The sequence below is a fragment of the Myxosarcina sp. GI1 genome, assembly GCF_000756305.1.
Lineage (GTDB): Bacteria > Cyanobacteriota > Cyanobacteriia > Cyanobacteriales > Xenococcaceae > Myxosarcina.
Window position 1 is genome coordinate 86,835 of the sequence record NZ_JRFE01000022.1, and the last position, 26,216, is coordinate 113,050.

Sequence of the window (26,216 nt, forward strand, 5' to 3'; positions counted from 1 at the left end):
CTTTTTATTGTAGAAGTTGGTCTATATTAATCGATTTTTAACTGATGGCAAGTTTAGAATTACAAAATCTGCAAAAACAATATCGTCCCGACGTTATTCCCGTTAAAGATATTTCTCTAACGGTTGATGATGGGGAATTTTTGACTTTGTTAGGTCCTTCGGGATGCGGTAAATCGACCTTGTTACGCTTGATTGCGGGTTTGGAAACACCAACCAAAGGTAGAGTTATTATCAGCGGGAAAAATATCAACCGCGTTCCTCCAGGCGATCGCAACATGGCAATGGTGTTTCAAAGTTACGCTCTATATCCCCATATGACAGCAGCAGAAAACATTAGCACCTCCCTCAGACTGCGAAAACTGCCCCAGGAAGAGATTAATCGACGAGTTACCGACGCTGCCAATCAACTAGAGCTAAACAGTATTTTAGACCGCAAACCAGGTCAAATGTCTGGGGGACAACGTCAACGGGTAGCTTTAGCCAGAGCTTTAGTCCGCGATCCCGATGTATTTTTGTTAGACGAACCTTTGAGTAACTTAGATGCCTTACTAAGAGAACAGGTAAGAGCGCAGATGAAACAGTTATTTAAAGAACAAAACAAACCCGTAGTTTATGTTACCCACGATCAAACCGAAGCGATGACCCTGTCTACCAAAGTCGCCGTGTTAAGTAGGGGTTCGATTCAACAACTCGATCGCCCCAGTCGCATTTATTCCCATCCTGCTAACGAATTTGTGGCTAGTTTTGTTGGCAGTCCGCAAATGAATTTACTAACGGTAAAATGCGAGAGCAATACGGCATTTTTAGGTAACTATAAACTTCCTCTGCCACATCTAGCTATCAATCCACCACAAATGTTGCTCGGTATTCGTCCTGAAGATATTTATTTGGCTACACCAGAAGACAGCAACTCGATTGCGGGTAAAGTCTTTTTAGTCGAGCAATTAGGCAAAGAAAAGTTAATTAGCGTCCGCGTCGAACCAGATATTACCCTGAGAGTCTTGCTACCGAGCGATCGCCAATGGGATGAAGATCGTATTCACTTAACATTACCGAGTCAAAAAATTCACTGGTTCGATCTCGAAACGGGCGACCGCTGCAATCGAGATTAAATGAAGGCAGAAGGCAGATGTTCTCTTGTTAATTTAAGTTAGAAACAAAGTACATCTGCCTTAAAGAACCCCTATTAAATCTCTTTAATAATGCGACAGGGATTACCAACAGCAACAACATTATCGGGAATATTTTTGGTAACTACGCTACCAGCACCGATAGTTACGTTCGAGCCTATTGATACTCCAGGACAAACAATCGCACCCCCACCAAACCAGACATTGTTGCCAATTATGACGGGTTTTGCCAATTCTTTATTAGTTAACCTCAATTCGGGTTCTATAGGATGATATGCCGTATAAATTTGCACCTTTGGTGCCAGTAAAACATTGTCTCCCAGATATACTGTATTGCAGTCGAGAATTACACAATCGCTGTTAACGTACAAATTATCACCAGCAAAAATATGACAGCCATAATCACAATAAAATGGAGGATTAATCTCGGCATTCAAACCAATACTGCCTAATAAACGAGAAATAATTTCCGAGCGTTTATCTAATTTATCGGGATGAGAATTATTAAAAGTATGAAGTAGTCTCAGGGCAGCAAGGTGCATTTGAACTAGCTCATCATCTTTAGCTAAATACAACTCGCCATCGAGCATTTTTTCTCGCTCGGTTTTCCCTTTCATCTATTTATCTATTGCTCAAAAAGATCATCGGATCGACTGCCAAATCGCCGCTGGGATGTATTTCAAAGTGCAGATGAGAACCAGTGCTGTTACCCGTGTTACCCATTTCGGCTATTTGTTGATTCTGTTCGACCTGCTGACCGACACTAACCAAAATTTGATTATTGTGAGCATACACAGTAATACTACCGTCAGAGTGTTGTATTTTAATTAAGTTACCATAACCGCCCGAACTCCATTCGGCTTCAATCACCGTGCCTGCTGCTGCTGCCATAACTGGCGTGCCAACGGGTGCAGCAATATCAATTCCCTGATGCAGTCTTCCCCAGCGCCAGCCATAGCCAGAAGTAAAACTTCCTCGTGCGGGCCAAATATAGCCATCAAATGTCTCGGGAAGATATTTTTCTGGAGAAGACAAGGGAGGAAGTTCGATGGCAAGTTGTTTGGCTAACGAAGTTGGAGATTGCGGCTTTCTATTTTCTATATCGACAAACTTAGAAGAAGTTGCCTCACCGAACGATGGGGTTTCTCTAGTTGCAGTGTTAACTAGTCTATGCTCTCTAGACAATGTTTTGTTTTCACTTAAAGTTTCTTCTGTTTTAAAGTTATTAAGATGTTTGGGAATTTTGTCGATCGGTGTCGCGCTCGAATTAGAAACTGGTATTTGAGCGGTAATTGCAGTTTGAGGATTCGAGGGTAAATCATAATCGAGTATCTGCCAGCGATTGGCTTTGCCAGTGGAGGGGCTGTCACCTGAATTCACTTCAGGACGGGGTTCATAAACTGCCGAGGAAGCCTCGGCAGGCGACCCCTCTGCTTGTAAGCCCCATCGCGGAGCGTAATCGCCAGTCGCTATATTAGTAACAGCTTCAGATTGATGTTCGACTGGAACTTCTGTGGCTGCAACTGGCTGATGCCGATTAAAAATTAAAATACTAATACTACAAAAAAACGTCAAGCCTAACAGGAATAAGACTAAAGCTCGCTTGAGTTTATGAATAGCAGAGTTAACGGTTTTGGATGCGGAAGCTCGATTGTCTTGGTAAGAATTCCAGGCAAATAGGTGCGAAAAAAGAAAATAATTCTGCATTATTTGATGTGTCTGTGAGACTTTTGGTAATCTGCGTCTGTATGTAGTAGCAGGCAACTTAATGGGTTGGATAAATCAAATCGCTTTAAGCTCCCAAACCCGAACCCGTGAGGTGAGTTTCTCAGGCGACGAAATATCGCCTAAAACCCTCATTAAAGCTGGGTACAAAAGATTTTTTGTGGGATAAATCATCCCAGCATCTTAGGCTAGTCTTGCCGATAGCTTGGATAATAGCGATCGCACTATAGTTTATTTGACCAAAATTAGATAAACAGACAAAATCATTATCTTACCTGGCTAAAAGGATTTTTTGTTCTTGTGGAGATAGATTTGTCTATTTTGTATCTAAAGCTAGCCAGAAAATATTATTTTCTACGAAAGATTATCTCGAAATGTCAATTTACACAAGTAGCCGCCAAACTTTTTCTCGAACATAGCAGAAGCGATCGCTTCACAGTCAACTAAAAAATTTAACTTAATTAAGATTCAGGTAAGGGATCGCAGCGAATTTCAACTATAAAACCATCGGGATCGTAGAGATAAAATCCTTTACCAGTAGGGCGGCTTACTATATCACCAGCTATATTTACCTGATTTTGTTTGAGGATTTCTACAGCGCGATCGAAGCTGCGCGGATCGATATCAAAAGCTAAATGATTGGCGCGAGTAAATCCCCTTTCTGGATTGGGATCTGGCGGTAATAAATCTGGTTCCCAAAACAAATCGAGAATTGTGCCATCTGGGGTAGCAAAATTGGTAACTTTACCAGCTGCAACTAACTCAATTAAGGTTTCTGGTACTTCATCACCCTTAAGTTCGTGAAGTCCTAAAATATTGCCATAAAAATGTCGCGAAGCTTCCATGTCTTTTACGTTTAAGGCAATGTGATGTACTCTGCGTAAAGACCCCGCAGTAATACCCATTGGCTGTAAGTTAGTACTAATGCTCATAGATATCAAAAATTTTTCTAGCTCTTATTGCCAGTCTACTCAAGAATTACCAGAAAATTTGACTTGACATCATTAACTTTTAATTGACTATGACTTATGCAAAGACACTCCCACACTAGCCAGAATCAAAAAACTCAAGGTGATGCTGGCTAACCCACAAGCAGATCCAATGTAAAGTCGCAATTATGTTTCTATCGCTTGTGTATCCGATTTATTTAAAGACAATAGCGGCAAATATTTAGGCTTCTTAATGCTAGCGATACGAGATAATAAACAACTTTCTAATATTTACAAAATCCTCAAAGACGCAAAAAAGTTCCTCCTGGTTTTAACTGGTGCTATCTTCACGTCACGGCACTAAATATCGCTTGGATTCTTTAGGAGATTCACGCTTTCTCAAATAATATTTTAACAAAGGACACACACAATCAGATTTACGACTTACTGCTGTAGATTATCTATCAAAGGTTACAAAATTTATTAATTAATGATTTTAAGATTAAGAAAAAATTAGGTTGAGGTTCATAAATTTATAACGCAGCGATCGCAAAGCAAGCGACTATTAATACAAATGTTTTTATTTCTTTAATATCTAAATAATGAAATAGAAGCGCTATAGCTCTTCAATAAAATTAGAGTCAAGCTTAATTAGAAACTAACCTTTTTTATCCATAAAAAATATTTTAATTGGTAGAGTTGCAATATATCTAAACAAACTCAACAAATTCAATGCTATTTTCTTTTTACATAAATATTTATCAAACAAAGGTAAAATGTCTGCTTCTTCAAAGCCCAAATTGCTTTTTATTGAACCATTAAGTAAAATTTCTTTTAATTGAAGTACCTTGTCATCTTTAAGCATTATTATTTCTCAACTGTACTATTTTTTTTTAAAGTCAGCTTGTGTAGCTTAACTTGTCAACAACGTAATCTAAACAGTATTTTTTATACGAGGTTATAAAACTACGCTTACCAAGTATTATTAACTACTTTCTTTGAAAGCAAAAGCTAATAAATTATCTTTTTTATTTTAAAACAAAAACATGAAAGTTCGCTCTAGCAAAACTACATTGCAGTGTTAAATTTGGCTCGAAAAATGTTTTGTAAACGGTTTGAGCCAAAAGTATACAAAATTTTAATACTAAAAAATTAAAATTATGCTCTGTAAGGTTTATAAAAATTATTTTTTAACAGTTTTACAATACAAGTTTGATAGAACTTGAAAACTTAAATTTAATATATAAATCACTCTATTTTATTTCCTCTAACCATAGTTATAAATAAACTATACCTCTACAGATATAGCAACGTTTAATATTAGTTAAATTGCTCTGTATTAAACACAAAAAGTAAATTTATATTCGTTATGTCTATCTTGAGAAAGACTATAAAATATAGCAACGTCGATAGCATGATATGTAAGTACCTGTCGAAAAGATTGGTTCTAACGTGCGAAATCTAAAACAAGGCGATCGCTGTGGTACTTTCCCTCTACAATTGCCTGCGGTCATTGTTCTTATTGTTGTAGCGGTTATCAGGCGCAGTGCGACAATGTTAATCCTTAAGGCAAAATCGTAAAAAATCTCACAATTAACATGGGTAACTGCAATCATCGCAAGTATATTTCAACTTTAGTAGATCTGGTTCGCGACGGTACGGTCGATCCAGCCAAGATTTTAACTCAGAAAGAATTTTTCCTACTGCTAATTTTTCTTTCAAGTTAGTACCAATATTTTAAACTGTTGGTAGCCGATCGATTCTCAATTGGCAGGAGAAATAAACTTTGAATCGCGAACATTCTTTCTGTTTAAAGCTCGATTGCTACATTATGGAGGACTTCAATTGGTGCGATCGACTGCAATAATTCCCAGGCGGCGCGATCGCGAACGAATAAAGAGCCAGCAAAACCTAGTGAGTTAACTGCAATACCATGATAAGCCTCTTGCGATCGCGGAACTAGCAACATCCAGTTATTAGTTACCAACAAATTATAAGCACCAGGCTGTTTAACAACATTTTTATCAATGTCAAAACCAACTTTTTCTAGCAGAGCATAATAGTTGTCCAGCATCATTTGGGGAGTATAATTTTTATCTAATAGAGCGATCGCATGACGAAAAGTAAAGTTGGATATTGTAGCGAGAGGACTATTAAAATTAGCTTCAGCGATCGCCTTGTCGATGGGAACCCCTTTAAGGTTAGGAATAATTGGTAACGGTAATAGTTGCAAGTGTTTGTGTGCTTGAGATGCACCCGCAATTTTACCCCCATTATAAAAAGCTAAACCGTCGATCTCTTGCATACAGATATGTAAAGCTTCAAAATCATTCAAGTTGAGCAAATCTGTCTGTTCTTCAAAAGCACGAGTTACGATTAGTAAATGATGTTCGACAACATTAAATTTATTGAGTAAACAAAAATGTGTTGATGAAAGATTACCTACAAACAAATCTTTTTCGTAGGGTAAAAAAGGATCGGATCTTTTGCCAGTTTTAATTTCGTGCTGCTTTTGTTTTTGTTTTGCCGTCTCTTTACGCGCCAAACTCGATAGAGTATGAACTACGAAAGTAATGCCATCTTGTTCGATAAATTTGTGTTCGGTTTTAATTGACTGAAGTGCGCCTCGTTCGCGAGCTAATTTAGTTTGCTGTTTTAGTTTTGTCCAAAGCGTTCCAGATTCTAATAATTTTGCAGAATTCATCGATTAAAACCAGATATTAATTTGTGAGTGCGGCTTGGCAATCTTTGGTAATTTGCTGTTTGAGATCGTCTAAAGAAGAAAACTTTTGTTCGGGTCGCAAGAACTTTTTTAAATTTACATTTAAGGTTTGACCGTATAAATCTCCCGACCAATTTAACAGATGTACTTCAATAGTGGGGTCTTTTCCTGCTACGGTAGGACGACAGCCAATGTTCATTACGCCTTTTACGATAGACTCTAATAAAATATCTACCGCATAGACACCAAAGCGTGGCAAAAACTTGTCTGGTGATAACTGCAAATTGGCGGTGGGAAAGCCAATAGTTCTGCCTAATTGCTGTCCCGTTACTACTTTACCAATTAAAGTATACGGTCGGTCTAACATGAGGTTAGCTTTTTCCACTTCTCCATTAGCTAATGCTTGTCGAATTAAAGAACTGCTAACCCGAACCGATTTGCTATTATCCCAACATTTGTGTAGCGAGTTGAGATATACTTCGATACCTAAATTTGTAGCAATGCTTTTTAATTTTGTTGCCGTTCCCTTTCTTTGATTGCCAAAACGAAAGTCTTCCCCAACGCTAATATGAGTAGCCTGTAACTGTTCTACTAAAATTTGTCTGACAAATTGTTCTGGGCTTAAAGCAGCCAGTTCGCGATTAAAAGGTAACAAAACTAGTTGTTCGATGCCAAATCTATCTAACTGCTGTGCTTTTTCGGCAACGGGAGTTAAAAGCTTAATTTTTTTGCCCGTAAAAAATTCACGGGGATGAGGCGAAAAGCTAACTACTGAAGGATATATTGATAAAGCACAATCGCTTTTTAGTCTGATAATTGGTTCCAAGACCGTTTGATGCCCTTGATGTAAGCCGTCAAAATTACCGAGGGCGATCGCTGTTGGAGTTTTAATCTGTTCTATTGAAGATGCAATCCACACGCTTTACATTTTGACACAGTTTGCCATTACTCTTACACGGAAAATAAAGTTTGAATGGTTATTTTAGCAAGCGACCGCGAGCTAAAATCGATTGGCAATCAATCAAGGATAATTGTCGCTATTTATGTAGAATCGCTTTATGATGGCTTTTCAGTTTTAAAACCAATCTAAATTCAAGTAAAGATACGGAGAAGGAGGGATTCGAACCCTCGATGAGGTTTACACCTCATAACTCCTTAGCAGGGAGCCGCTTTCAACCGCTCAGCCACCTCTCCAAGGTTCCAATGGCTTATTATTATAGCAGATTTAACAAAAGTGTAAACAATCCCAGCTTATGAACGATCGAGCGACTAGAGCCATTGCACTAATTTCCGTACATGGAGATCCTGCTGTCGAAATCGGCAGAGAAGAAGCAGGAGGACAAAATGTTTACGTGCGTCAAGTCGGTGAAGCACTGGCAAGGCAGGGATGGCACGTAGATATGTTTACCCGTGCTAGTAGTTCGCAACAGCCCAAAATAGTCGAACATGGCGATCGCTGTCGTACCGTCCGTTTGACTGCTGGACCTGAAAAATTTATTCCTCGGCAAGATATTTTTGATTATGGCGCGCAATTTGTTAACTCATTTTTAGAGTTTCAAACCAGGGAAAAACTAAACTATTTTTTAATACACACAAACTACTGGATTTCAGGCTGGGTAGGACTACAATTACGGCAGCAGTTAGCGATTCCCCAAATACATACTTATCATTCTTTGGGGGCAGTAAAATACCAGACGGAAACCGAAATTCCCAAAATTGGTGCTACTCGTTTAAAAATAGAACGAGACTGTTTGGAACGAGCCGACTGCATTATTGCTACTAGCCCGCAAGAAAAAGAACACATGCGCTCTTTGGTTTCTCAGCTAGGAAACATCGAAGTTATTCCTTGTGGTACTGATATCAGACGTTTCTATACTATCGGTCAAACAGAAGGGCGATCGCATTTAGGAATTCCCAAGAATGCTAAAGTTATTTTTTACATCGGACGTTTTGACCGACGTAAGGGTATTGAAACTCTAGTGCGTGCCATTGGTAAATCTAGTTGGAAAGACGATGACCGTCTACAGCTAATTATTGGCGGTGGCTCTCGTCCTGGCGAAAGCGATGGACTAGAAAGGGAAAGAATTGAAGCAATTGTTGTCGAGTTGAAGCTAGAAGCAAAAACTTTTTTTCCAGGTAGAATTAGCGATTTAGAATTGCCACTATACTATGCTGCTGCTGATGTATGTGTCGTTCCCAGTCATTACGAACCTTTTGGCTTAGTAGCAATTGAATCTATGGCTAGCGGTACTCCTGTAGTTGCATCAAATGTAGGTGGACTTCAGTACACAATAGTTGACGGCGAAACTGGCTTGCTGGCACCAGCCAAAGATGTTAGAGCATTTGCTATAGCCATCGATCGCCTTTTAAATAATTCCAAACTGCGCGATACATTAGGCAAAAATGCCAGAAAGCGAGTTGAAGAAAAATTTAGCTGGGAAGGCGTAGCTACTCAATTGGAGCAGCTTTACCTCAAGCTAATCAATCAAACCGCTTTCAACTAATATTACTCTTGCTTCTCTGTTCGTAGCTTCACCGAATCTGCATGAGAAGGCAATCCTTCTGCCTGCGCCAAAATTTGAATCGTACTTGACATTTTCTTCAAAGCGGTAGAAGAGTATTCAATAAGACTAGAGTGTTTCATAAACGTTTCCACTCCTAAAGCCGAAGCATAACGAGCGGCTCCCGACGTAGGCAAGGTGTGGTTGGGACCTGCTAGATAGTCGCCGACAGCTTCTGGCGTAGAATTGCCGATAAAGATTGCTCCTGCATGGCGAATCTGCTCGATTAATTCCCAAGGTTGTTCTACTTCCAATTCTAAATGTTCGGGGGCAAACAAATTAGAAAGTTCTGCTGCGATTTCAAGCGACTCAACTATGACAATTAAGCCATAGTGGGCGATCGCTTTTTCGGTTAAAATTTTTCGGGGATGATTTGTTAGTTGCCTGCTGACTTCAGTTTGGACTTTTCTGGCTAGATTGCTGTCGGTAGTTAGTAGAATTGCTGCTGCTAAGGGATCGTGTTCTGCTTGAGCCAGTAGATCTGCCGCTACATGTACGGGGTTGGCATATTCGTCGGCAATTACCAATACCTCAGAAGGTCCTGCTAGAGAATCTATTCCTACCGTACCGTAAACCATTTTTTTGGCTAGGGTTACATAAATGTTACCAGGACCTGTAATTACGTCTACTTTAGGAATTGTCTCCGTTCCATAAGCTAATGCCCCAATTGCCTGCGCTCCTCCAATACGATAGATGTCTTTTACTCCTGCCTCCTGAGCCGCAACTAGAACGGCTGGATTGATTTCTCCTTCCGAACCAGGGGGAGTCACCATAACTATTTGAGGTACCTGGGCAACTTTAGCGGGAATGGCGTTCATCAATACCGTACTCGGATAAGCTGCTCTACCGCCAGGTACGTACAAACCCGCTCGCTCGACAGGAGTGTAGCGTTTGCCCAAAACCACACCATCATCTTCAAACTTGACCCAGGATTTGGGAACTCGTTGACGATGAAAAGCCTCAATTTTCTGACAGGCTAACTGAATGGCATGGAGCAAATCTTGAGAAATATGCCGATAAGCAGCATCCAACTCGGAACTACTTACCTTTAATTGTTCTGCATTTAAACTTTGTCCGTCAAATTTTTTGGTATATTCGAGCAAGGCACGATCGCCATCAGATTTGACGGTAGCAATAATTTCTCTTACCTTTGCTTCTTGAGGTTGAATATCGTTGTCGGTCGTACGATTGCTAATTCGCTGGAGTTCTGCTTGTGCCTCAGCTTGCCGTTCGATTATTCGCAGCATCGAGTTCTCATGTCCCTTGGAGTTACTACCCAATGCGAGCTAAGTTCGGTCATTCGATAACAGTTGGTTCTATGCTGCCTATATATCAGACGAACCTGACTACTATTTTTGTAAATTTCCGCGCTTACAATGCTCGCTGTATCTTTAGCTTAACTTGTATTATTTATATTGTAGGTCGTGCGCTTGAGATAAAATCTCTTTGTGGGTAACGAATTAACTCTTTAGCGATCGTACTTACTATATAGACTATATAGAGTAAACTAAACTTAGTTGTCGCTTCAGATTTTTATTAGCGTACCCAGACAACCATTATAGCTATGGCTATTATCTGTTGACAAAAATCTTTATAGCTTGTTAGCATATAGAATCTAGTTTTATTTAATTTCTATTTCCTCAGAATCTTTCATAAAAATACTAGCAAGACAATTATTAGTAGATAACTGTGGCTAACTCTAAATCGGCAATCAAACGTATCAGAACGGCAGAACGAAATCGGCTTCGTAACAAAGCATATAAGTCAGCAGTAAGAACTCTGATGAAAAAATATTTTAATGCTGTAGACCGCTATACAGCAGAACCAAACTCGGAAAATATGAGTGAGGCTCGGCAAGCTATGTCTGCTGCATACAGTAAGATAGATAAAGCAGTTAAGCGTAATGTACTGCACAAAAACAACGGAGCTAGAAAAAAGGCGCGTCTGGCAAAGCATTTGTCTCAAGTTAGCCAAGCAGCTTCTTAAAATTTAGAAATTTAACTATCGCTTTATAGACGAATATTGAAATTACAAGCGTTAAAATCTCACTTGAAATATCACAGCAAGCAAGTACCCCAAGTAAATGCAGTTAATCGATACCCATGTTCACATCAACTTCGATGTTTTTCAGGGGAACCTCGGCTCGCTTAGAAAACGTTGGACTGAAGCAGAGGTAGTTCGTTTGGTGCATTCCTGTGTAGAGCCAGATGAGTTTTGGGGAATAAAGTCTCTAACAGATAAGTTTCCCGAACTGTTTATGGCGGTTGGTTTGCACCCTTTAGATGCGGACAAATGGCAGGAAGACACTGCCGCTAAAATTCTGTCACTGGCAAGCTCTGAGCCGCGAGTTGTAGCTATCGGCGAAACGGGCTTAGATTTTTATAAGGCTAACGACTATAGTTTACAGGAAAAAGTATTACGAGAACAACTTAAGATAGCTCAAAAACTGGATAAGCCAGTTATTATTCACTGTCGAGATGCTGCCGAGCGATTGAGAAACGTTTTACAGGATTTTTGGCAAACTCAGGGAGCGGTTAAAGGAGTAATGCACTGTTGGAGTGGCAACGAGCGAGAAACTAAATGGTTTCTCGATCTGGGTTTTTATATTAGCTTTAGCGGTATTGTTACTTTTAAAAATGCTTTACAGGTTAAAGCCTCAGCTAAAATAGTTCCTAGCGATCGCCTGCTTATAGAAACCGACTGCCCTTTTTTAGCTCCCGTACCTCAAAGAGGAAAAACCAACGAACCTGCCTATGTGCGTTTCGTAGCCGAGCATTTAGCATCGCTGCGAGATGTTTCTGTAGAGACCATTGCTAAACAAACAACAGCTAACGCCTGTAGGTTATTTAAAATTCCTTTAGAGCAAACATTGCCAATTTCATCACCACAATTGTAAAAGTACCTGCGGCGATCGCCTATTGGGTTTTAAACACAGTTCCATTCTAAAATATCGGGGTAAAAACCTTCACCAAAGCGACAAACGCAGAAATAGGAGCGATAGCAACTTGAGTCAGAGTTTATTTTACCAATTGGCAAAATAAAAAAACAGCAATAGCTAATCTATTATTTATCGCTTTATCAAATTCTTCTACCAGCAACAACATTATGACCATTACCGCTCACAATAACTTACTGCCAGACCTAATTGAAATCCAGCGCTCTAGCTTTCGTTGGTTTTTAGAAGAAGGATTGATCGAAGAATTTAACAGTTTTTCTCCAATTACCGACTATACGGGGAAGTTTGAACTGCATTTTATTGGCGAAAACTATCGACTCAAAGAACCTAAGTACTCGATGGAAGAAGCCAAACGCCGCGACAGTACCTATAACGTGCAAATGTACGTTCCCACGCGCTTGATTGACAAAGAAAGCGGAGAAATCAAAGAAATGGAGGTATTTGTCGGGGACTTACCGTTAATGACCGAACGGGGAACCTTTATTATTAACGGTGCCGAGCGAGTAATTGTCAACCAAATCGTGCGATCGCCAGGGGTTTACTACAAAGCCGAAACTGATAAAAATGGACGTAGAACCTATTCAGCCTCTTTAATACCCAACCGAGGAGCCTGGTTAAAATTTGAAACTGACAAAAATGGCTTGGTTTGGGTGCGAATTGATAAAACTCGCAAATTATCGGCTCAAGTACTGTTAAAAGCGATTGGCTTGAGCGACAACGAAATTCTCGATGGATTGCGCCATCCTGACTTCTATCAAAAAACTTTAGATAAAGAAGGTAATCCTAGCGAAGAAGAAGCCTTACTAGAGTTATATCGCAAGCTGCGTCCCGGCGAGCCACCTACTGTAAGTGGCGGACAACAGCTACTAGAATCGCGCTTTTTCGATCCCAAACGTTACGACCTCGGTCGGGTAGGTCGTTACAAACTAAATAAAAAGCTGCGACTTACAGTTCCCGATACTATCAGAGTCCTTACTACTACCGATATTATGGCGGCAGTAGATTATTTAATTAACCTCGAATTTGATGGCGGTAGCACCGACGATATCGATCACTTGGGCAATCGTCGAGTTCGCTCTGTAGGAGAACTGTTGCAAAACCAGGTTCGAGTCGGCTTGAATCGCTTAGAAAGAATCATTCGCGAACGTATGACCGTCAGCGAGTCTAACAGTCTGACACCTGCGGCTTTAGTTAACCCCAAACCTTTGGTAGCAGCAATTAAAGAGTTTTTTGGTTCTTCTCAACTGTCTCAGTTTATGGATCAAACCAATCCTCTGGCAGAATTGACCCACAAACGTCGGTTGTCGGCATTAGGTCCTGGAGGTTTGACCAGAGAAAGAGCGGGTTTTGCGGTTCGCGACATTCATCCTTCCCACTACGGTAGAATTTGCCCCGTTGAAACTCCTGAAGGACCAAATGCAGGATTGATTGGTTCGCTGGCCACCTATGCGCGAGTCAACGACTACGGCTTTATTGCTACTCCTTACTATCGAGTAGAAAATGGCAGAGTCTTGTATGACCAGCAGCAGATCTATCTAACTGCCGATGAAGAAGACGATTTGCGTGTTGCTCCTGGAGACGTAGCTACAGACGACGATGGTTATATCGTCGGTGAAAATATTCCCATTCGCTACCGCCAAGAATTTTCTACCTGTAATCCCGATGAAATTGACTATGTAGCTATATCTCCCTTACAAATTGTTTCGGTAGCTACTAGCTTAATTCCCTTCCTCGAACACGATGACGCTAACCGTGCCTTAATGGGCTCTAATATGCAGCGGCAAGCGGTACCTTTACTACGTCCCGAACGTCCCTTAGTAGGAACTGGGTTAGAAGCACAGGCGGCCAGAGACTCGGGCATGGTAGTAGTCTCACGGACACACGGAATTGTTACCTTCGTCGATGCTACCGTAGTTAAAGTTAGAGTTACAGAAGGCAATAACGGGCTATACGCTCCCGAGGTGGGAACCGAAATCAGCTATAAGCTGCAAAAGTATCAGCGTTCCAACCAGGATACCTGCTTGAACCAAAGACCTTTAGTTTACATCGGTGAAGATGTGGTGCCAGGACAGGTTCTAGCCGATGGCTCTTCTACTGAAGGAGGCGAATTGGCTTTAGGGCAGAACGTACTGATTGCCTATATGCCCTGGGAAGGTTATAACTACGAAGACGCGATTCTAATTAGCGAAAGGCTAGTATTTGACGATGTATACACTAGTATTCACGTTGAAAAATATGAAATTGAAGCGCGCCAAACCAAACTAGGACCTGAAGAGATTACCAGAGAAATTCCCAATGTCGGTGAAGATGCCCTGCGCCATCTAGACGAACGAGGCATCATCCATATTGGTGCCTGGGTAGAAGCGGGAGAAATCTTAGTTGGAAAAGTAACTCCCAAAGGCGAATCAGATCAGCCTCCAGAAGAAAAGTTACTGCGAGCCATTTTTGGTGAAAAAGCTAGAGATGTTCGCGATAATTCTTTGCGAGTTCCTAACGGCGAAAAAGGCAGAGTGGTGGACGTTAGAGTATTTACCAGGGAGCAAGGAGACGAACTGCCCCCTGGAGCCAACATGGTAGTACGAATCTACGTAGCTCAAAAACGTAAAATTCAGGTAGGGGATAAAATGGCTGGTCGCCACGGTAATAAAGGAATTATTTCCCGTATCTTACCCATCGAGGATATGCCCTATCTCCCCGACGGTACCCCAATAGATATCGCCCTCAATCCTCTGGGGGTTCCTTCAAGGATGAATGTCGGTCAGGTGTTTGAATGTCTTCTCGGCTGGGCAGGGGAAAACCTGGCGATGCGCTTTAAAATGATGCCGTTTGATGAAATGTATGGTAAAGAAGCCTCTAGAGAGAGCGTACACGGCAAGATCAAAGAAGCGTCTTACAAACCAGGAAAAGATTGGGTGTTCGATCCAGAAAACCCAGGTAAAATTAAGGTTTTTGACGGACGTACTGGCGAAGCATTCGATCGCCCCGTAACTATTGGTAAAGCCTATATGCTCAAGCTGGTTCACTTAGTAGACGACAAGATTCACGCTCGTTCTACAGGACCTTACTCCCTGGTTACCCAACAGCCTCTTGGTGGTAAAGCCCAGCAAGGCGGACAGCGTTTCGGTGAGATGGAAGTTTGGGCGTTAGAAGCTTATGGTGCGGCATATACCCTACAAGAATTACTCACTGTTAAATCCGACGATATGCAGGGGCGTAATGAAGCACTCAATGCGATCGTTAAAGGCAAACCCATTCCTCGCCCAGGTACGCCCGAATCTTTTAAGGTATTGATGCGCGAACTTCAATCGTTGGGATTGGATATTGCCGTACACAAACTAGAAACCGTAGAAGACGGTAGCAGTAGCGATGTAGAAGTAGATTTGATGGCAGATAGCCCCAGACGCACTCCCAACCGTCCTACTTATGAATCTCTATCGCGAGAAGAAATTACCGAAGGAGAAGCTTAATTTGGAGCGATGAATTATTAATTAAATGATGAAGGATGAAGTGGGATTTATCCTTCATCGCCATTTCCGAGCGAGTACGAGTTTTAATTTAAGTTCAGTAATAGTTAGTTAATGAGAAACCTACAAGAACCCAGATTTGATTACGTAAAAATTGGCATTGCTTCCCCCGAAAGAATTCGCGAGTGGGGCGAACGGACATTGCCTAACGGTCAGTTAGTCGGAGAAGTAACCAAACCCGAAACTATCAACTATCGGACGCTAAAACCCGAAATGGATGGGTTATTTTGCGAGCGAATTTTTGGTCCTGCTAAAGACTGGGAATGTCACTGCGGTAAATACAAGCGAGTGCGACATCGCGGAATCGTCTGCGAACGCTGCGGTGTAGAAGTAACCGAATCGCGGGTGCGCCGCCATCGGATGGGTTTTATCAAGCTCGCCGCACCAGTTACTCACGTTTGGTATCTTAAAGGTATTCCCAGTTACCTCAGCATTCTACTGGATATGCCTTTACGAGATGTAGAGCAGGTAGTTTACTTTAATGCCTACGTTGTTTTAGATCCAGGTAATGCTCAAAACCTATCGGCAAAACAGTTACTTACCGAAGATCAGTGGATTGAAATTGAAGATCAGCTTTACAGCGAAGATTCCGAGCTAGTCGGGGTTGAGGTGGGCATTGGTGCCGAAGCAGTGCAGCGACTGTTAGAAGAAGTCAACTTGGAAGAAGCGGCAGAAAAACTACGAGAAGAAATCAACGACGCTAAAGGACAAAAACGGGCAAAACTCATCAAACGCCTGCGGATTATCGATAACTTTATCGCTACGGGAGCTCGTCCAGAATGGATGGTAGTAACTGCCATTCCTGTAATACCACCAGATTTACGTCCGATGGTGCAGCTAGACGGCGGCAGATTTGCTACCTCCGACCTTAACGATCTCTACCGCCGCGTAATTAACCGTAATAATCGTTTGGCTCGTCTGCAAGAAATTCTCGCTCCTGAAATCATCGTCCGTAATGAAAAAAGAATGCTGCAAGAAGCAGTAGACGCACTAATCGATAACGGTCGTCGCGGTCGTACCGTAGTTGGAGCTAACAATCGTCCGCTAAAATCTCTATCGGATATTATTGAAGGTAAACAGGGACGTTTTCGGCAAAACCTGCTCGGAAAACGGGTTGACTATTCAGGACGTTCGGTAATTGTCGTCGGACCCAATCTAAAAATCTATCAGTGCGGTTTGCCTAGAGAAATGGCGATCGAGTTATTTCAACCTTTTGTCATCCATCGCCTGATCGAAAGCGGTATGGTCAACAATATTAAAGCCGCCAAAAAGCTCATCCAGCGTAACGATCCTGGAGTTTATGAAGTATTAAAAGAGGTCATTGCCGGACATCCCGTATTGCTCAACCGTGCTCCAACGTTACATAGATTGGGAATTCAAGCGTTCGAGCCAATTTTGGTAGAAGGTAGAGCCATTCAGCTACATCCTTTAGTATGTCCCGCTTTCAACGCCGATTTTGATGGCGACCAAATGGCGGTTCACGTGCCTCTGTCTTTAGAAGCACAAGCCGAAGCCAGATTATTGATGCTAGCCTGCCACAACATTTTATCCCCTGCTACGGGAAGACCAATCGTCGCCCCCTCTCAAGATATGGTGTTGGGTTGTTATTATCTGACCGCCGAAAATCCTCAAGCAACCAAAGGCGAAGGTAGACGCTTTGGTAATTTAGAAGATGCTATCAAAGCCTACGAACAGGGGTTAGTAGATCTTCACGCTCATGTTTGGCTGCGTTATGAAGGTGAGGTAGAATCCGAGGCTCCCGATAATGAAATAGTCGAAACAGAACAGTTACAGGACGGTAGTACTATTGAATACTATCGCCAGCGTTTTGTCAGAAGAGCGGCTAATGGAGAACAGCTATCGCAGTACGTAAATACTACTGTAGGCAGAATTATTTACAACCATACCATTCAAGAAGCCTTAGCAATCGCTTCCTAATCCCGATTCGCTCTCTCAATCAAGTTTACAGCTAGAAAAACCATGAAATATTACAATCGCATTGTCGATAAAGGTCTGCTCAAAAAACTCATTGCCTGGGCGTTTACCAACTATGGTTCGGCTCACTGTGCCACTATGGCGGATCGGCTGAAAAATTTGGGTTTTCGCTATGCCACCAAAGCAGGAGTGTCCATTAGCGTCGAAGATTTAAAAGTACCGCCAATTAAAACTCAACTCCTCGAAGCTGCCGAAACAGAAATCAAACAAACCGAAAATCGTTATGCTCGCGGCGAAATTACCGAAGTCGAACGGTTTCAAAAAGTTATTGACACTTGGAATAGCACCTCAGAAAATCTCAAAGACCAAGTAGTTACCAACTTCAGAGCTACCGATCCCCTAAACTCCGTCTACATGATGGCGTTTAGCGGAGCGCGAGGCAACCTGTCTCAGGTACGACAACTCGTAGGTATGCGCGGTTTGATGGCAGATCCACAAGGGGAAATCATCGACCAGCCAATTAAAACCAACTTCCGTGAAGGATTGACCGTCACCGAATACATTATCTCGTCTTATGGAGCTAGAAAAGGGTTGGTAGATACCGCCCTGCGTACTGCTGACTCTGGCTATCTAACCCGTCGCTTGGTAGACGTATCGCAGGATGTAATCGTGCGGGAAGTAGACTGCGGTACTCAAAGAGGTATCGAGCTACAGGCAATGAAAGACGGCGATCGCACCTTGATTCCCTTAAGAGATCGCTTGTTGGGTAGAGTATTGGCTGAAGATGCTATCGACTCAAAAACTAAAGAGGTAGTTGCCCAACGCAACCAGGATATGGATCTCGAGCTGGCAGAAGAAATTGGCGATCGCGTAGAATCGGTCGTAGTACGTTCTCCCCTAACTTGCGAAGCCGCTCGTTCTGTCTGTCAAAAATGCTATGGCTGGAGTTTGGCACACGGACACATGGTAGATATGGGCGAGGCAGTAGGAATTATCGCCGCTCAGTCGATTGGCGAACCTGGAACCCAGCTGACCATGCGGACATTCCACACTGGTGGTGTATTTACAGGAGAGGTAGCCAGACAGATTAAAGCAAAAACCAGCGGTAAAATTAAATTCGAGAAAGGTTTGAGTACGAGAAAGATTCGTACTCGCCACGGAGATGAACGGGAACAGGTTGAAACCGTAGGCAATTTGGTTTTAGTTACAGATAAAGGCAAAAACCTCTCTTACAATCTCACCATTGGTTCTTTGGTTTACGTAACAGATGGTGAATCAGTTACTAAAGACCAGTTACTGGTTGAAGTTGCCAAAGCTAAAGTCCAAAAATCGACTGAAAAAGCTGCCAAAGATGTAACTTCCGATTTGGCAGGGGAAGTGCTATTTGCCAACTTGATGCCCGAAGACAAAAAAGACCGTCAGGGTAATACTACTCGCGTTGCTCAAAGATCGGGTCTGCTGTGGATTTTATCGGGTGAAGTTTATAACTTGCTTCCTGGTGCCGAACCCCTGGTTAAAAACGGCGATCGCATCGAACCAGGAACGATTCTGGCACAAACCAGACTAACATCTGCTAATGGTGGAGTTGTCAGGATGATTCCCAATAGCAGAGAAATTGAAATTGTTACCGCTTCGGTAGCACTAGATCGGGCAAGAGTAGAAATTGAAAGCGATGGCGGTCGCGAACAATACATCATCTATACCGCAGACGATCGCAAATTCTTACTCAAAGCCACTCCAGGTACTAAAGTTCAAAACAATCAGATAGTAGCAGAACTAATCGACGACCGCTACGAAACCCATACGGGAGGAATTATTAAGTATGGCGGTGTAGAAATCGGTAAGGGCAACCGCAAGCAAGGATACGAAATAGAAAAAGGCGGTAGCCTGTTGTGGATACCTGAAGAAAGCCACGAAGTCAACAAAGATATTTCATTATTGATTGTCGAAGATGGTGAATATGTAGAAGCAGGAGCAGAAGTCGTTAAAGATATTTTTGCTCAGTCTTCTGGTGTTGCCGAAGTCGTCCAAAAAAATGACATTCTGCGCGAAATTATCATCAAACCTGGTGAAATCCATCTCCTCGATGATGTTAGCAGCGAATGGGACGGTCAGTTAATCCAGCCTGGAACCGAAGTAGTTCCTGGGGTAACTGTAGAAGAACTTAAATATGGAGAAGTTGTCGAAACTACCGAAGGAATAGCTCTTTTACTGCGACCCGTTCAAGAGTTTCAGGTTGCTGACGAACCCGACGTTCCTTCCCAAGCTTCTATCGCTCAAGATGACGGTCGCCAAATCGAACTGCGATCGGTACAGCGTCTATACTTCAAAGATGGAGAGCGAGTTAAATCAGTTAAAAGCGTTTCTCTATTGAGTACCCAGCTAATATTGGAAATCGATGCTGGCGATGAATCTGAAACCATAGCCAATCTTAGTGCCGATATCGAACTACAGCCAGACGAAAACGATCCCGACGTTCAAAGATTGCAGATGGTGATTTTAGAGTCGCTGGTATTGAGAAGAGATACCGATGCCGATCCTTATAGTGGCGAAATTCAAACGCGGGTATTAGTAGAAGACGGACAAGAAATTGCTAGCGGTGCGACTATCGCTCGCACTGAAATTCAGTGTCAAACTTCGGGAATAGTTAGAGGTATTAAAGCCGATGCCGAAGCAGTACGAAGAATTTTAATCGTCCGCGATGATAGCGATCTCATCAATCTGGAAATAGACGCTCGCAAAAGCGAATGTGAGTGTGCTGAAGACAATTTACTAGTAGCAGGTACAAAAATTGCTTCTGGTGTAACCCTGGAAGAATCGGGTCAAATCGTCGAAATGGTAGAAACGGCAGATGGTAAGACTAATATAGTAATACGTCATGCTCGACCCTATCGCGTATCGTCGGGAGCAGTGCTACACATTGACGACGGAGATTTGGTTCAAAGGGGAGATAACTTAGTTTTGTTGGTCTTCGAGCGGTCTAAGACAGGAGACATCATTCAAGGTTTACCTCGGATTGAAGAATTACTTGAAGCTCGTAAACCAAAAGAAGGTTGTATTCTCAGCCGTCGCCCTGGTTCGTGTCAGGTAGTTTTTGAAGAAAATGAAACGGTTGACATCAAAATTGTTGAAGAGGATGGCGTAGTTAGTGACTATCCTATTGGACCCAGTCAAAACCCCATCGTCACCGACGGACAGGTTGTCGGACCAGGAGAACCTCTGACAGATGGTCCTGCCAATCCTCACGAGATCTTAGAAACTTTCTACAACTATTACCTAGAAGAAAAAGGCTGTTATGAGGCATCTTTAATTGCCCTGCAAAAAGCGCAGAAGTTCTTAGTGGTTCAGGTACAGTCGGTGTATCAAAGCCAAGGAATTGATATCTCTGACAAACACATTGAAGTCATCGTCAAACAGATGACTGCCAAAGTCAGAATTGATGATGGTGGAGATACAATTATTCTGCCAGGGGAGCTAGTAGAGTTGAGACAAATCGAACAGGTCAACGAAGCCATGTCGATTACGGGAGGCGCACCAGCTAAATATACACCTGTATTGTTAGGTATCACTAAAGCCTCTTTAAATACCGATAGCTTTATTTCTGCGGCTTCTTTCCAAGAAACTACCCGTGTTTTAACTGAAGCGGCGATTGAAGGAAAATCAGATTGGCTGAGAGGTTTGAAAGAGAACGTAATTATCGGTCGCTTAATTCCAGCAGGGACGGGCTTTAGCTCTCAGGAAGAGCCTTTAACTACCGTACGCAGCGATGTGGATAATGCGGGACGCAATAATTCGGTTTATGGCTATAACGGCGAACTTGACTATCGTTTATCTGATGATTCTATTACTGATAGCGATTTAAATTCCGCTCATAATTACCCCGATTTGAGTGATGATGAAAACGTTATTTTAGACGATCGCACCGCTAGAGCCTATACGGGATTTGGCAATTCAGATCTCGATGATAACGATGAAGATGACGACGAATTAGAATCATAATTTAGTCTTTAAGTTGGTTTTTTGCCAGCCGTTCTATAGTAGTAGCGAAAGGAAAGAATTTATAATATTTCCTCTCGCTGCTTATTTTTTGTACTTTATTTATATAAACTAATTTCAATAGTCCTCTTGTCTAAACCACAACCGCGACCTCACATTTAAAGTACAATTTCAGCACGACAATACTAAATGACAAAGCTAACTCCTCACGTTCATGACGAGCAATCATTAAAACAAATTACCAATCGTTTATCTCGTATTGAAGGTCATATTCGAGGAATTAAAACTATGGTTCGAGATAGCCGACCCTGCCCTGAAGTTTTATGTCAGATAGCAGCAGTTAGAGGCGCGATCGATCGCGTGGCGAGAATTATCCTGGACGAACACCTTCAAGAATGCTTGGTTCGCGCTGCTAAAGAGGGCAACATCGAAGCAGAAATTGAAGAATTAAAGGCTGCTTTAGATCGCTTTGTGACCTAGTTTTTGCTTGATGCTTATTGTTATCTGTGGTGCGACGGCGACTGGTAAATCAGATTTGGCTTTACAAGTAGCCCAAAGCTTGAATACAGCAATTATTAGTGCCGATTCTCGTCAGGTATATCGGGAATTCGATATTGGTACGGCAAAACCAACTATTGCCGAACAAAAGTTAGTGACTCACCATTTAATCGATATTTGCCAACCTACCGAAACCCTAACTCTCGCTCAATATCAACAGTTGGCAAATAATCTAATCGGCGATCGCCAAAATCTTCCTTCACTTTTGGTAGGCGGTACGGGTTTATATATTAAATCGATTACTAAAGGTTTAAAGATTCCCAGAGTATCTCCCCAACCAAAATTGCGATCGCAACTAGCTTTATTAGGACAAACTCAACTTTATGCCTATTTAACTCAAGTAGATGCTGATGCCGCCAGCAAAATTCATCCCAACGACAAAGTTAGAACTTTACGGGCATTAGAAGTATTTTACGTTACGGGCATTCCCATTAGTCAGCAGCAAGGAGAAAACCCACCGAACTATCCAATATTGCAAATTGGTTTAGATTGTGATGTGGCAGCTTTAGATCGCAGAATTGCCAAACGCACTCAGAAGATGATCGAGTTGGGTTTGATTGCTGAAGTAGAATACCTCTGTCAAAAATACGGTGAAGATTTACCCTTACTCAATACTTTGGGCTATGGCGAAATCAAACAGTATTTAAAAAATCAAATTACTCTCGATGAAGCGATCGCGCTTACAATTACTCACACCCGTCAATTTGCCAAACGTCAGCGCACTTGGTTTAGAAACACTGCTGACATCGAATGGTTTGATAGCAATAGTCCCAATTTAATAGATACAGTCTTAACTAGAATCCAAAAATTTGTTGAGGATTTCAATTGATTAAAAATTCCAAGTTTGAAGTCTTTTATTGTTGGTAGAGATCGCAGACTTTCTAAAAAATGACGACAATTTTATTTTACAAACCTTACGGCGTTTTATGTCAGTTTACAGATAATAGCGCGGGAGATAAGCGTCAGACTTTAAAAGACTATATTTCTATTCCGTCTGTTTATCCCGTAGGTAGATTGGATCTCGATAGCGAAGGATTATTGTTACTAACCAATAACGGACAGCTACAGCATCGCCTCGCCCATCGCCAGTTTGCACACCTTCGTACTTATTACGTCCAGGTAGAACGTATTCCCGATGAAGCTGCCCTGCAACGTCTCAGAAAGGGAGTAAAAATCAAAGACTATTTCACTCGTCCCGCCATAGTCGAAATATTACTCAACGAACCCAAGCTTCCACCTCGTCATCCTCCCATCCGCTATCGCAAAAGCGTTCCTACCTGCTGGCTAAAAATGACTCTTACCGAAGGGCGCAACCGCCAAGTAAGAAGGATGACGGCAGCAGTAGGATTTCCTACCCTGAGATTAGTTAGAGTTGCCGTTGGTGGCGATCGCCTTGGGCGGTACGCGGAGCGTAATCGCGCTTTAACCTTAAGTAATCTTCAGCCAGGACAATGGCGAGAATTGACTGAAGTTGAGAATAAAATATTGTTTGAATTAGTGCGATCGACTTAAAGTTCTCATTCCAGTTTTTCCTTTACAGAAACAAACAAACTATCGATATTTTCTCGTTGGTTGATTAAAAAGATACTAACTAAAGTCAGACAAACCCCAATAGTTTGGATAAAGCTTAAAACCTCTCCTAACAGCAAATTGCCAAACAATAAAGCAAACACTGGTGTTAAAAAGGTTAAAGCACTCAGACTAGTTAAATTCCCCTTAGATGCCAGATAAAAGAATACTCCATAGGCGATCGCGCTCCCAAAAACCGTTGCATAGCCCAAAGCTAAGTAATCTGATACATCGAGATCATTCCATTGCCCAGATTCTTGCCAAAAAGACCAAACAAACAAAGGAATACCCCCTAAAATCATGTGCCAACCAGTAGCGACTACAGGATCGCTGTGTTTGCTTACGTAGGGAATCAAAATCGTACCCACCGCCATCGATAAAGCCGCCAGCAGCATCAACCACTCGCCGTTATCAAATAACCGCAAAATATCAAAATCGATCGGGGTAAAATCTCCCTGAAAGACGCTATAAATCAGGCGATCGCTAAATCCAATCGAACTAATACCAGATATACCAATAACTAAACCCAGCCAGCCCCACAAACCAATTACTTCCCCAAACAGCCATCTCGATAAAATAGTTACCGCCAGAGGTTGCGAATCAATAGTAACAGAACCCAAACCAGCACCAGTTCTCGTCAATCCCTCGGCTAAAAAGCCTTGAAACATTGCCCCGTCTACTACAGCAAAAATAGCAATCCATAACCAGGCTTTAATTGTTTTAGGCTGGGGAAGTTTTAGCATCGCCGCCACAATTAACACTAATACTCCCGCAGGTAACAAGCGCACTCCAGCTAAAAAAAACGGCGTAGTGTGGGGGATAACACCTTTCATGGCTACCATTGCCGTCCCCCAAAAGAAAAAGGGAGAAATTATTAGCAGGGATTTTAGTATAGGAGTATTATTTTGACTGGTTTGCATGAAGTTGGATAAGATTTTGTGTAATATAAGTTTACATAATCTCGGTGCAATAGGCTGTACGGTAATACTTTTCGTTTGTCGATGATTGATTAATTTGGTAGGTAAAAAGCAGTTCCAAAAATTGTACTTGGCTTTAATTCTTATTTGCTCACCTACAAAGACGCGATCGCATAATTATTATTGTTGAAAGAATTGTTTGCTTTTTTTATTGTCTAACCACCAAGCAATTAATAAAAAAGCTATTCCCAGACTCAAGATAATTGCAGCGGTAAAAAAAGTATTTTGAAACCCTACCGCAAGAGCCGCCTTTGGTGCTTTAGTGACATCGGTTCTAGAATTGAGGTGAGCTTGAGAAATGACTATTGCATTAAATATTGCGCCAAGTAATGATACACCTGTAGTTTGACCAAGACTACGAGAAAGAGCTAAAAGCCCCGAAGCAGCACCAAATTTATTCCGCGATACTTCCCCCATAACCGCACTGTTGTTAGGCGACTGAAAAGCTCCCAAGCCAAAGCCAAATACCATCCCTCGAACCATATAACCCAACTCTCCTGTTTCGGGACTGAGTCTGCTAAACAATAGACAGCCTGCCGCCATAAATATCAGTCCACCGAGACTAATAAATCTGGGAGTAAAGCGATCGGACAGCGTCCCAGCAAGCAATGCTCCAACTCCTCCTGCTAGAGAACCTGCGGCTAATAACAAACCTGCGGTCAATGTCGAGTAATTTAAAAAATCTTCTAGCAAAAAAGGTAAAACAAAAAAATTACCTGCAATGACAATAAATACCAACCACCCTGTCATTAAGCCGAGACTAAACTCTAAGTTACGAAACAGGCGCAGTTCTAACATCGGTTGTTTGTCGCGAGCTTCGATCGCCAAAAAGATTAAAAAACCCAAAACCGCACTAACCAGTAAAATATGAACGATCGGGCGATCGAACCCCTGACGTTGTCCAAAAGACATGGCAACCGTAAAACAGATCAAACAAACAGCTAAAACGATCGCGCCTATAGCATCAAACTGTTCTGAGCGATCGTGAACTTTCAGCTTCGGTACGAATCGCATTACCACTATGGCTGCCACAATTCCTATAGGTACGTTAACTAGAAAAATTGCTCGCCAATCTAACAAACCGACTAACACACCGCCAATTGAAGGACCAACCCCTATACCAGTAGCCACGATCGCCCCTAAAATACCTAGAGCGCGACCTCTTTCAGAATCGGGAAATACCTCGGTTACGATCGCCGTTCCCAACCCCGAAATAAACACCGCTCCCAAACCTTGAAAAACTCGAAAAAAAATCAACCACTCGATCGATTGAGATAGTCCGCACAGTAAAGAGCCAATGGTAAAAACAGCCAAACCAACCAAATATAGGCGTTTTCTGCCAAAAATATCTCCCAGTCGCGCCCCACTTAAAACAAAAGAAGTTAGCACGATGGTATAGCCAACCACAACTCCCTGAACCGTTGTAAAATCGGTGTCAAACACGCGTACTAAGGTAGGCATTGCAATATAAACAATACTGGTGTCGAGGCTAAACATCAGAACGCCAAGACCAATCCCCAAAATAGTCCACCATTTGTTGGTTGAAGAGCGCAAACCAGACTTAGAGGTATCGATCATAAAAGTAAAATAAAGTGCAATATATCTATTGCCGAAGTGAAGATAGTTTAAACTAC

General features: G+C 42.0%; 16 protein-coding genes, 1 tRNA gene and 3 pseudogenes. 10 read left to right on the forward strand and 10 right to left on the reverse strand.

The features are described from left to right. Window positions 1–44 precede the first annotated feature (44 nt). Window positions 45–1,112 (forward strand): ABC transporter ATP-binding protein, encoded by a 1,068-nt coding sequence (locus KV40_RS15820; protein ID WP_036483444.1) that lies wholly within the window; start codon window positions 45–47, stop codon window positions 1,110–1,112. 74 nt (window positions 1,113–1,186) lie between these two features. Here KV40_RS15820 and KV40_RS15825 read toward each other — a convergent pair whose 3' ends face one another. The 4 genes and pseudogenes from KV40_RS15825 to KV40_RS15840 all read right to left on the reverse strand — a co-directional run bounded on the left by KV40_RS15825 (window position 1,187) and on the right by KV40_RS15840 (window position 4,649). Next, window positions 1,187–1,747: a sugar O-acetyltransferase gene (locus tag KV40_RS15825; RefSeq protein WP_036483447.1), complete on the reverse strand. Its 561-nt coding sequence runs from the start codon at window positions 1,745–1,747 to the stop codon at window positions 1,187–1,189. A gap of 4 nt (window positions 1,748–1,751) precedes the next feature. Beyond that, window positions 1,752–2,177 (reverse strand): annotated as a pseudogene (locus KV40_RS37330) (M23 family metallopeptidase); the annotation flags it as partial. A gap of 1,139 nt (window positions 2,178–3,316) precedes the next feature. After that, a complete protein-coding gene (locus tag KV40_RS15835) occupies window positions 3,317–3,787 on the reverse strand; it encodes a VOC family protein (protein WP_036483450.1) in 471 nt (156 codons plus the stop codon). A 655-nt stretch (window positions 3,788–4,442) separates the two neighbouring features. Beyond that, window positions 4,443–4,649 (reverse strand): hypothetical protein, encoded by a 207-nt coding sequence (locus KV40_RS15840; protein ID WP_036483452.1) that lies wholly within the window; start codon window positions 4,647–4,649, stop codon window positions 4,443–4,445. Window positions 4,650–5,364: 715 nt separating this feature from the next. Between KV40_RS15840 and KV40_RS37335 the strand changes: the two are divergent. Next, a pseudogene (locus tag KV40_RS37335) lies at window positions 5,365–5,511 on the forward strand (glutathione-dependent formaldehyde dehydrogenase); the annotation flags it as partial. Window positions 5,512–5,594: 83 nt separating this feature from the next. On the opposite strand, the gene KV40_RS15845 reads toward KV40_RS37335, so the two are convergent. From KV40_RS15845 to KV40_RS15855, 3 genes are all read right to left on the reverse strand, one after another. Further along, window positions 5,595–6,488: a phosphorylase gene (locus KV40_RS15845; protein ID WP_036483455.1), complete on the reverse strand. Its 894-nt coding sequence runs from the start codon at window positions 6,486–6,488 to the stop codon at window positions 5,595–5,597. Between the two features lie 16 nt (window positions 6,489–6,504). Beyond that, window positions 6,505–7,425, reverse strand: coding sequence for a bifunctional riboflavin kinase/FAD synthetase (locus KV40_RS15850; protein ID WP_036483458.1), 921 nt, complete (start codon window positions 7,423–7,425; stop codon window positions 6,505–6,507). Between the two features lie 186 nt (window positions 7,426–7,611). Further along, a tRNA-Ser gene (locus KV40_RS15855) sits at window positions 7,612–7,700 on the reverse strand. A gap of 59 nt (window positions 7,701–7,759) precedes the next feature. Here KV40_RS15855 and KV40_RS15860 point away from each other — a divergent pair. Beyond that, window positions 7,760–9,010: a glycosyltransferase family 1 protein gene (locus KV40_RS15860; protein WP_036483461.1), complete on the forward strand. Its 1,251-nt coding sequence runs from the start codon at window positions 7,760–7,762 to the stop codon at window positions 9,008–9,010. Between the two features lie 2 nt (window positions 9,011–9,012). Here KV40_RS15860 and hisD read toward each other — a convergent pair whose 3' ends face one another. After that, entirely contained in the window at window positions 9,013–10,314 is a 1,302-nt protein-coding gene (gene hisD / locus KV40_RS15865; protein WP_036483464.1) for a histidinol dehydrogenase, read from the reverse strand. 442 nt (window positions 10,315–10,756) lie between these two features. Here hisD and rpsT point away from each other — a divergent pair, with 442 nt between their 5' ends. The 7 genes and pseudogenes from rpsT (at window position 10,757) to KV40_RS15905 (ending at window position 23,548) form a co-directional block, all read left to right on the forward strand. Next, on the forward strand, window positions 10,757–11,053 hold the full coding sequence (rpsT, locus tag KV40_RS15870) for a 30S ribosomal protein S20 (protein WP_036483466.1): 297 nt from the start codon (window positions 10,757–10,759) through the stop codon (window positions 11,051–11,053). Between the two features lie 97 nt (window positions 11,054–11,150). Further along, window positions 11,151–11,963 (forward strand): TatD family hydrolase, encoded by an 813-nt coding sequence (locus tag KV40_RS15875; RefSeq protein WP_036483469.1) that lies wholly within the window; start codon window positions 11,151–11,153, stop codon window positions 11,961–11,963. A 209-nt stretch (window positions 11,964–12,172) separates the two neighbouring features. Continuing rightward, on the forward strand, window positions 12,173–15,490 hold the full coding sequence (gene rpoB / locus KV40_RS15880; RefSeq protein ID WP_036483472.1) for a DNA-directed RNA polymerase subunit beta: 3,318 nt from the start codon (window positions 12,173–12,175) through the stop codon (window positions 15,488–15,490). A 111-nt stretch (window positions 15,491–15,601) separates the two neighbouring features. Next, window positions 15,602–21,481: pseudogene (locus KV40_RS15890) on the forward strand (DNA-directed RNA polymerase subunit beta'). A gap of 186 nt (window positions 21,482–21,667) precedes the next feature. Then, window positions 21,668–21,958, forward strand: coding sequence for a metal-sensing transcriptional repressor (locus KV40_RS15895; protein ID WP_052055683.1), 291 nt, complete (start codon window positions 21,668–21,670; stop codon window positions 21,956–21,958). Between the two features lie 10 nt (window positions 21,959–21,968). Next, window positions 21,969–22,865, forward strand: a complete 897-nt coding sequence (gene miaA, locus KV40_RS15900) for a tRNA (adenosine(37)-N6)-dimethylallyltransferase MiaA (protein ID WP_036483477.1) — start codon at window positions 21,969–21,971, stop codon at window positions 22,863–22,865. 59 nt (window positions 22,866–22,924) lie between these two features. Continuing rightward, window positions 22,925–23,548 (forward strand): pseudouridine synthase, encoded by a 624-nt coding sequence (locus KV40_RS15905; protein WP_036483478.1) that lies wholly within the window; start codon window positions 22,925–22,927, stop codon window positions 23,546–23,548. Window positions 23,549–23,553: 5 nt separating this feature from the next. Here the strand turns inward: KV40_RS15905 and KV40_RS15910 are convergent, their stop codons facing one another. Both KV40_RS15910 and KV40_RS15915 read right to left on the reverse strand, forming a co-directional pair. Then, window positions 23,554–24,525 (reverse strand): DMT family transporter, encoded by a 972-nt coding sequence (locus tag KV40_RS15910; protein WP_036483480.1) that lies wholly within the window; start codon window positions 24,523–24,525, stop codon window positions 23,554–23,556. Window positions 24,526–24,702: 177 nt separating this feature from the next. Next, window positions 24,703–26,160 carry an MFS transporter gene (locus KV40_RS15915; RefSeq protein ID WP_036483481.1) on the reverse strand — a complete coding sequence of 486 codons (1,458 nt, stop codon included), beginning with the start codon at window positions 26,158–26,160 and terminating at the stop codon, window positions 24,703–24,705. Window positions 26,161–26,216 lie beyond the last annotated feature (56 nt).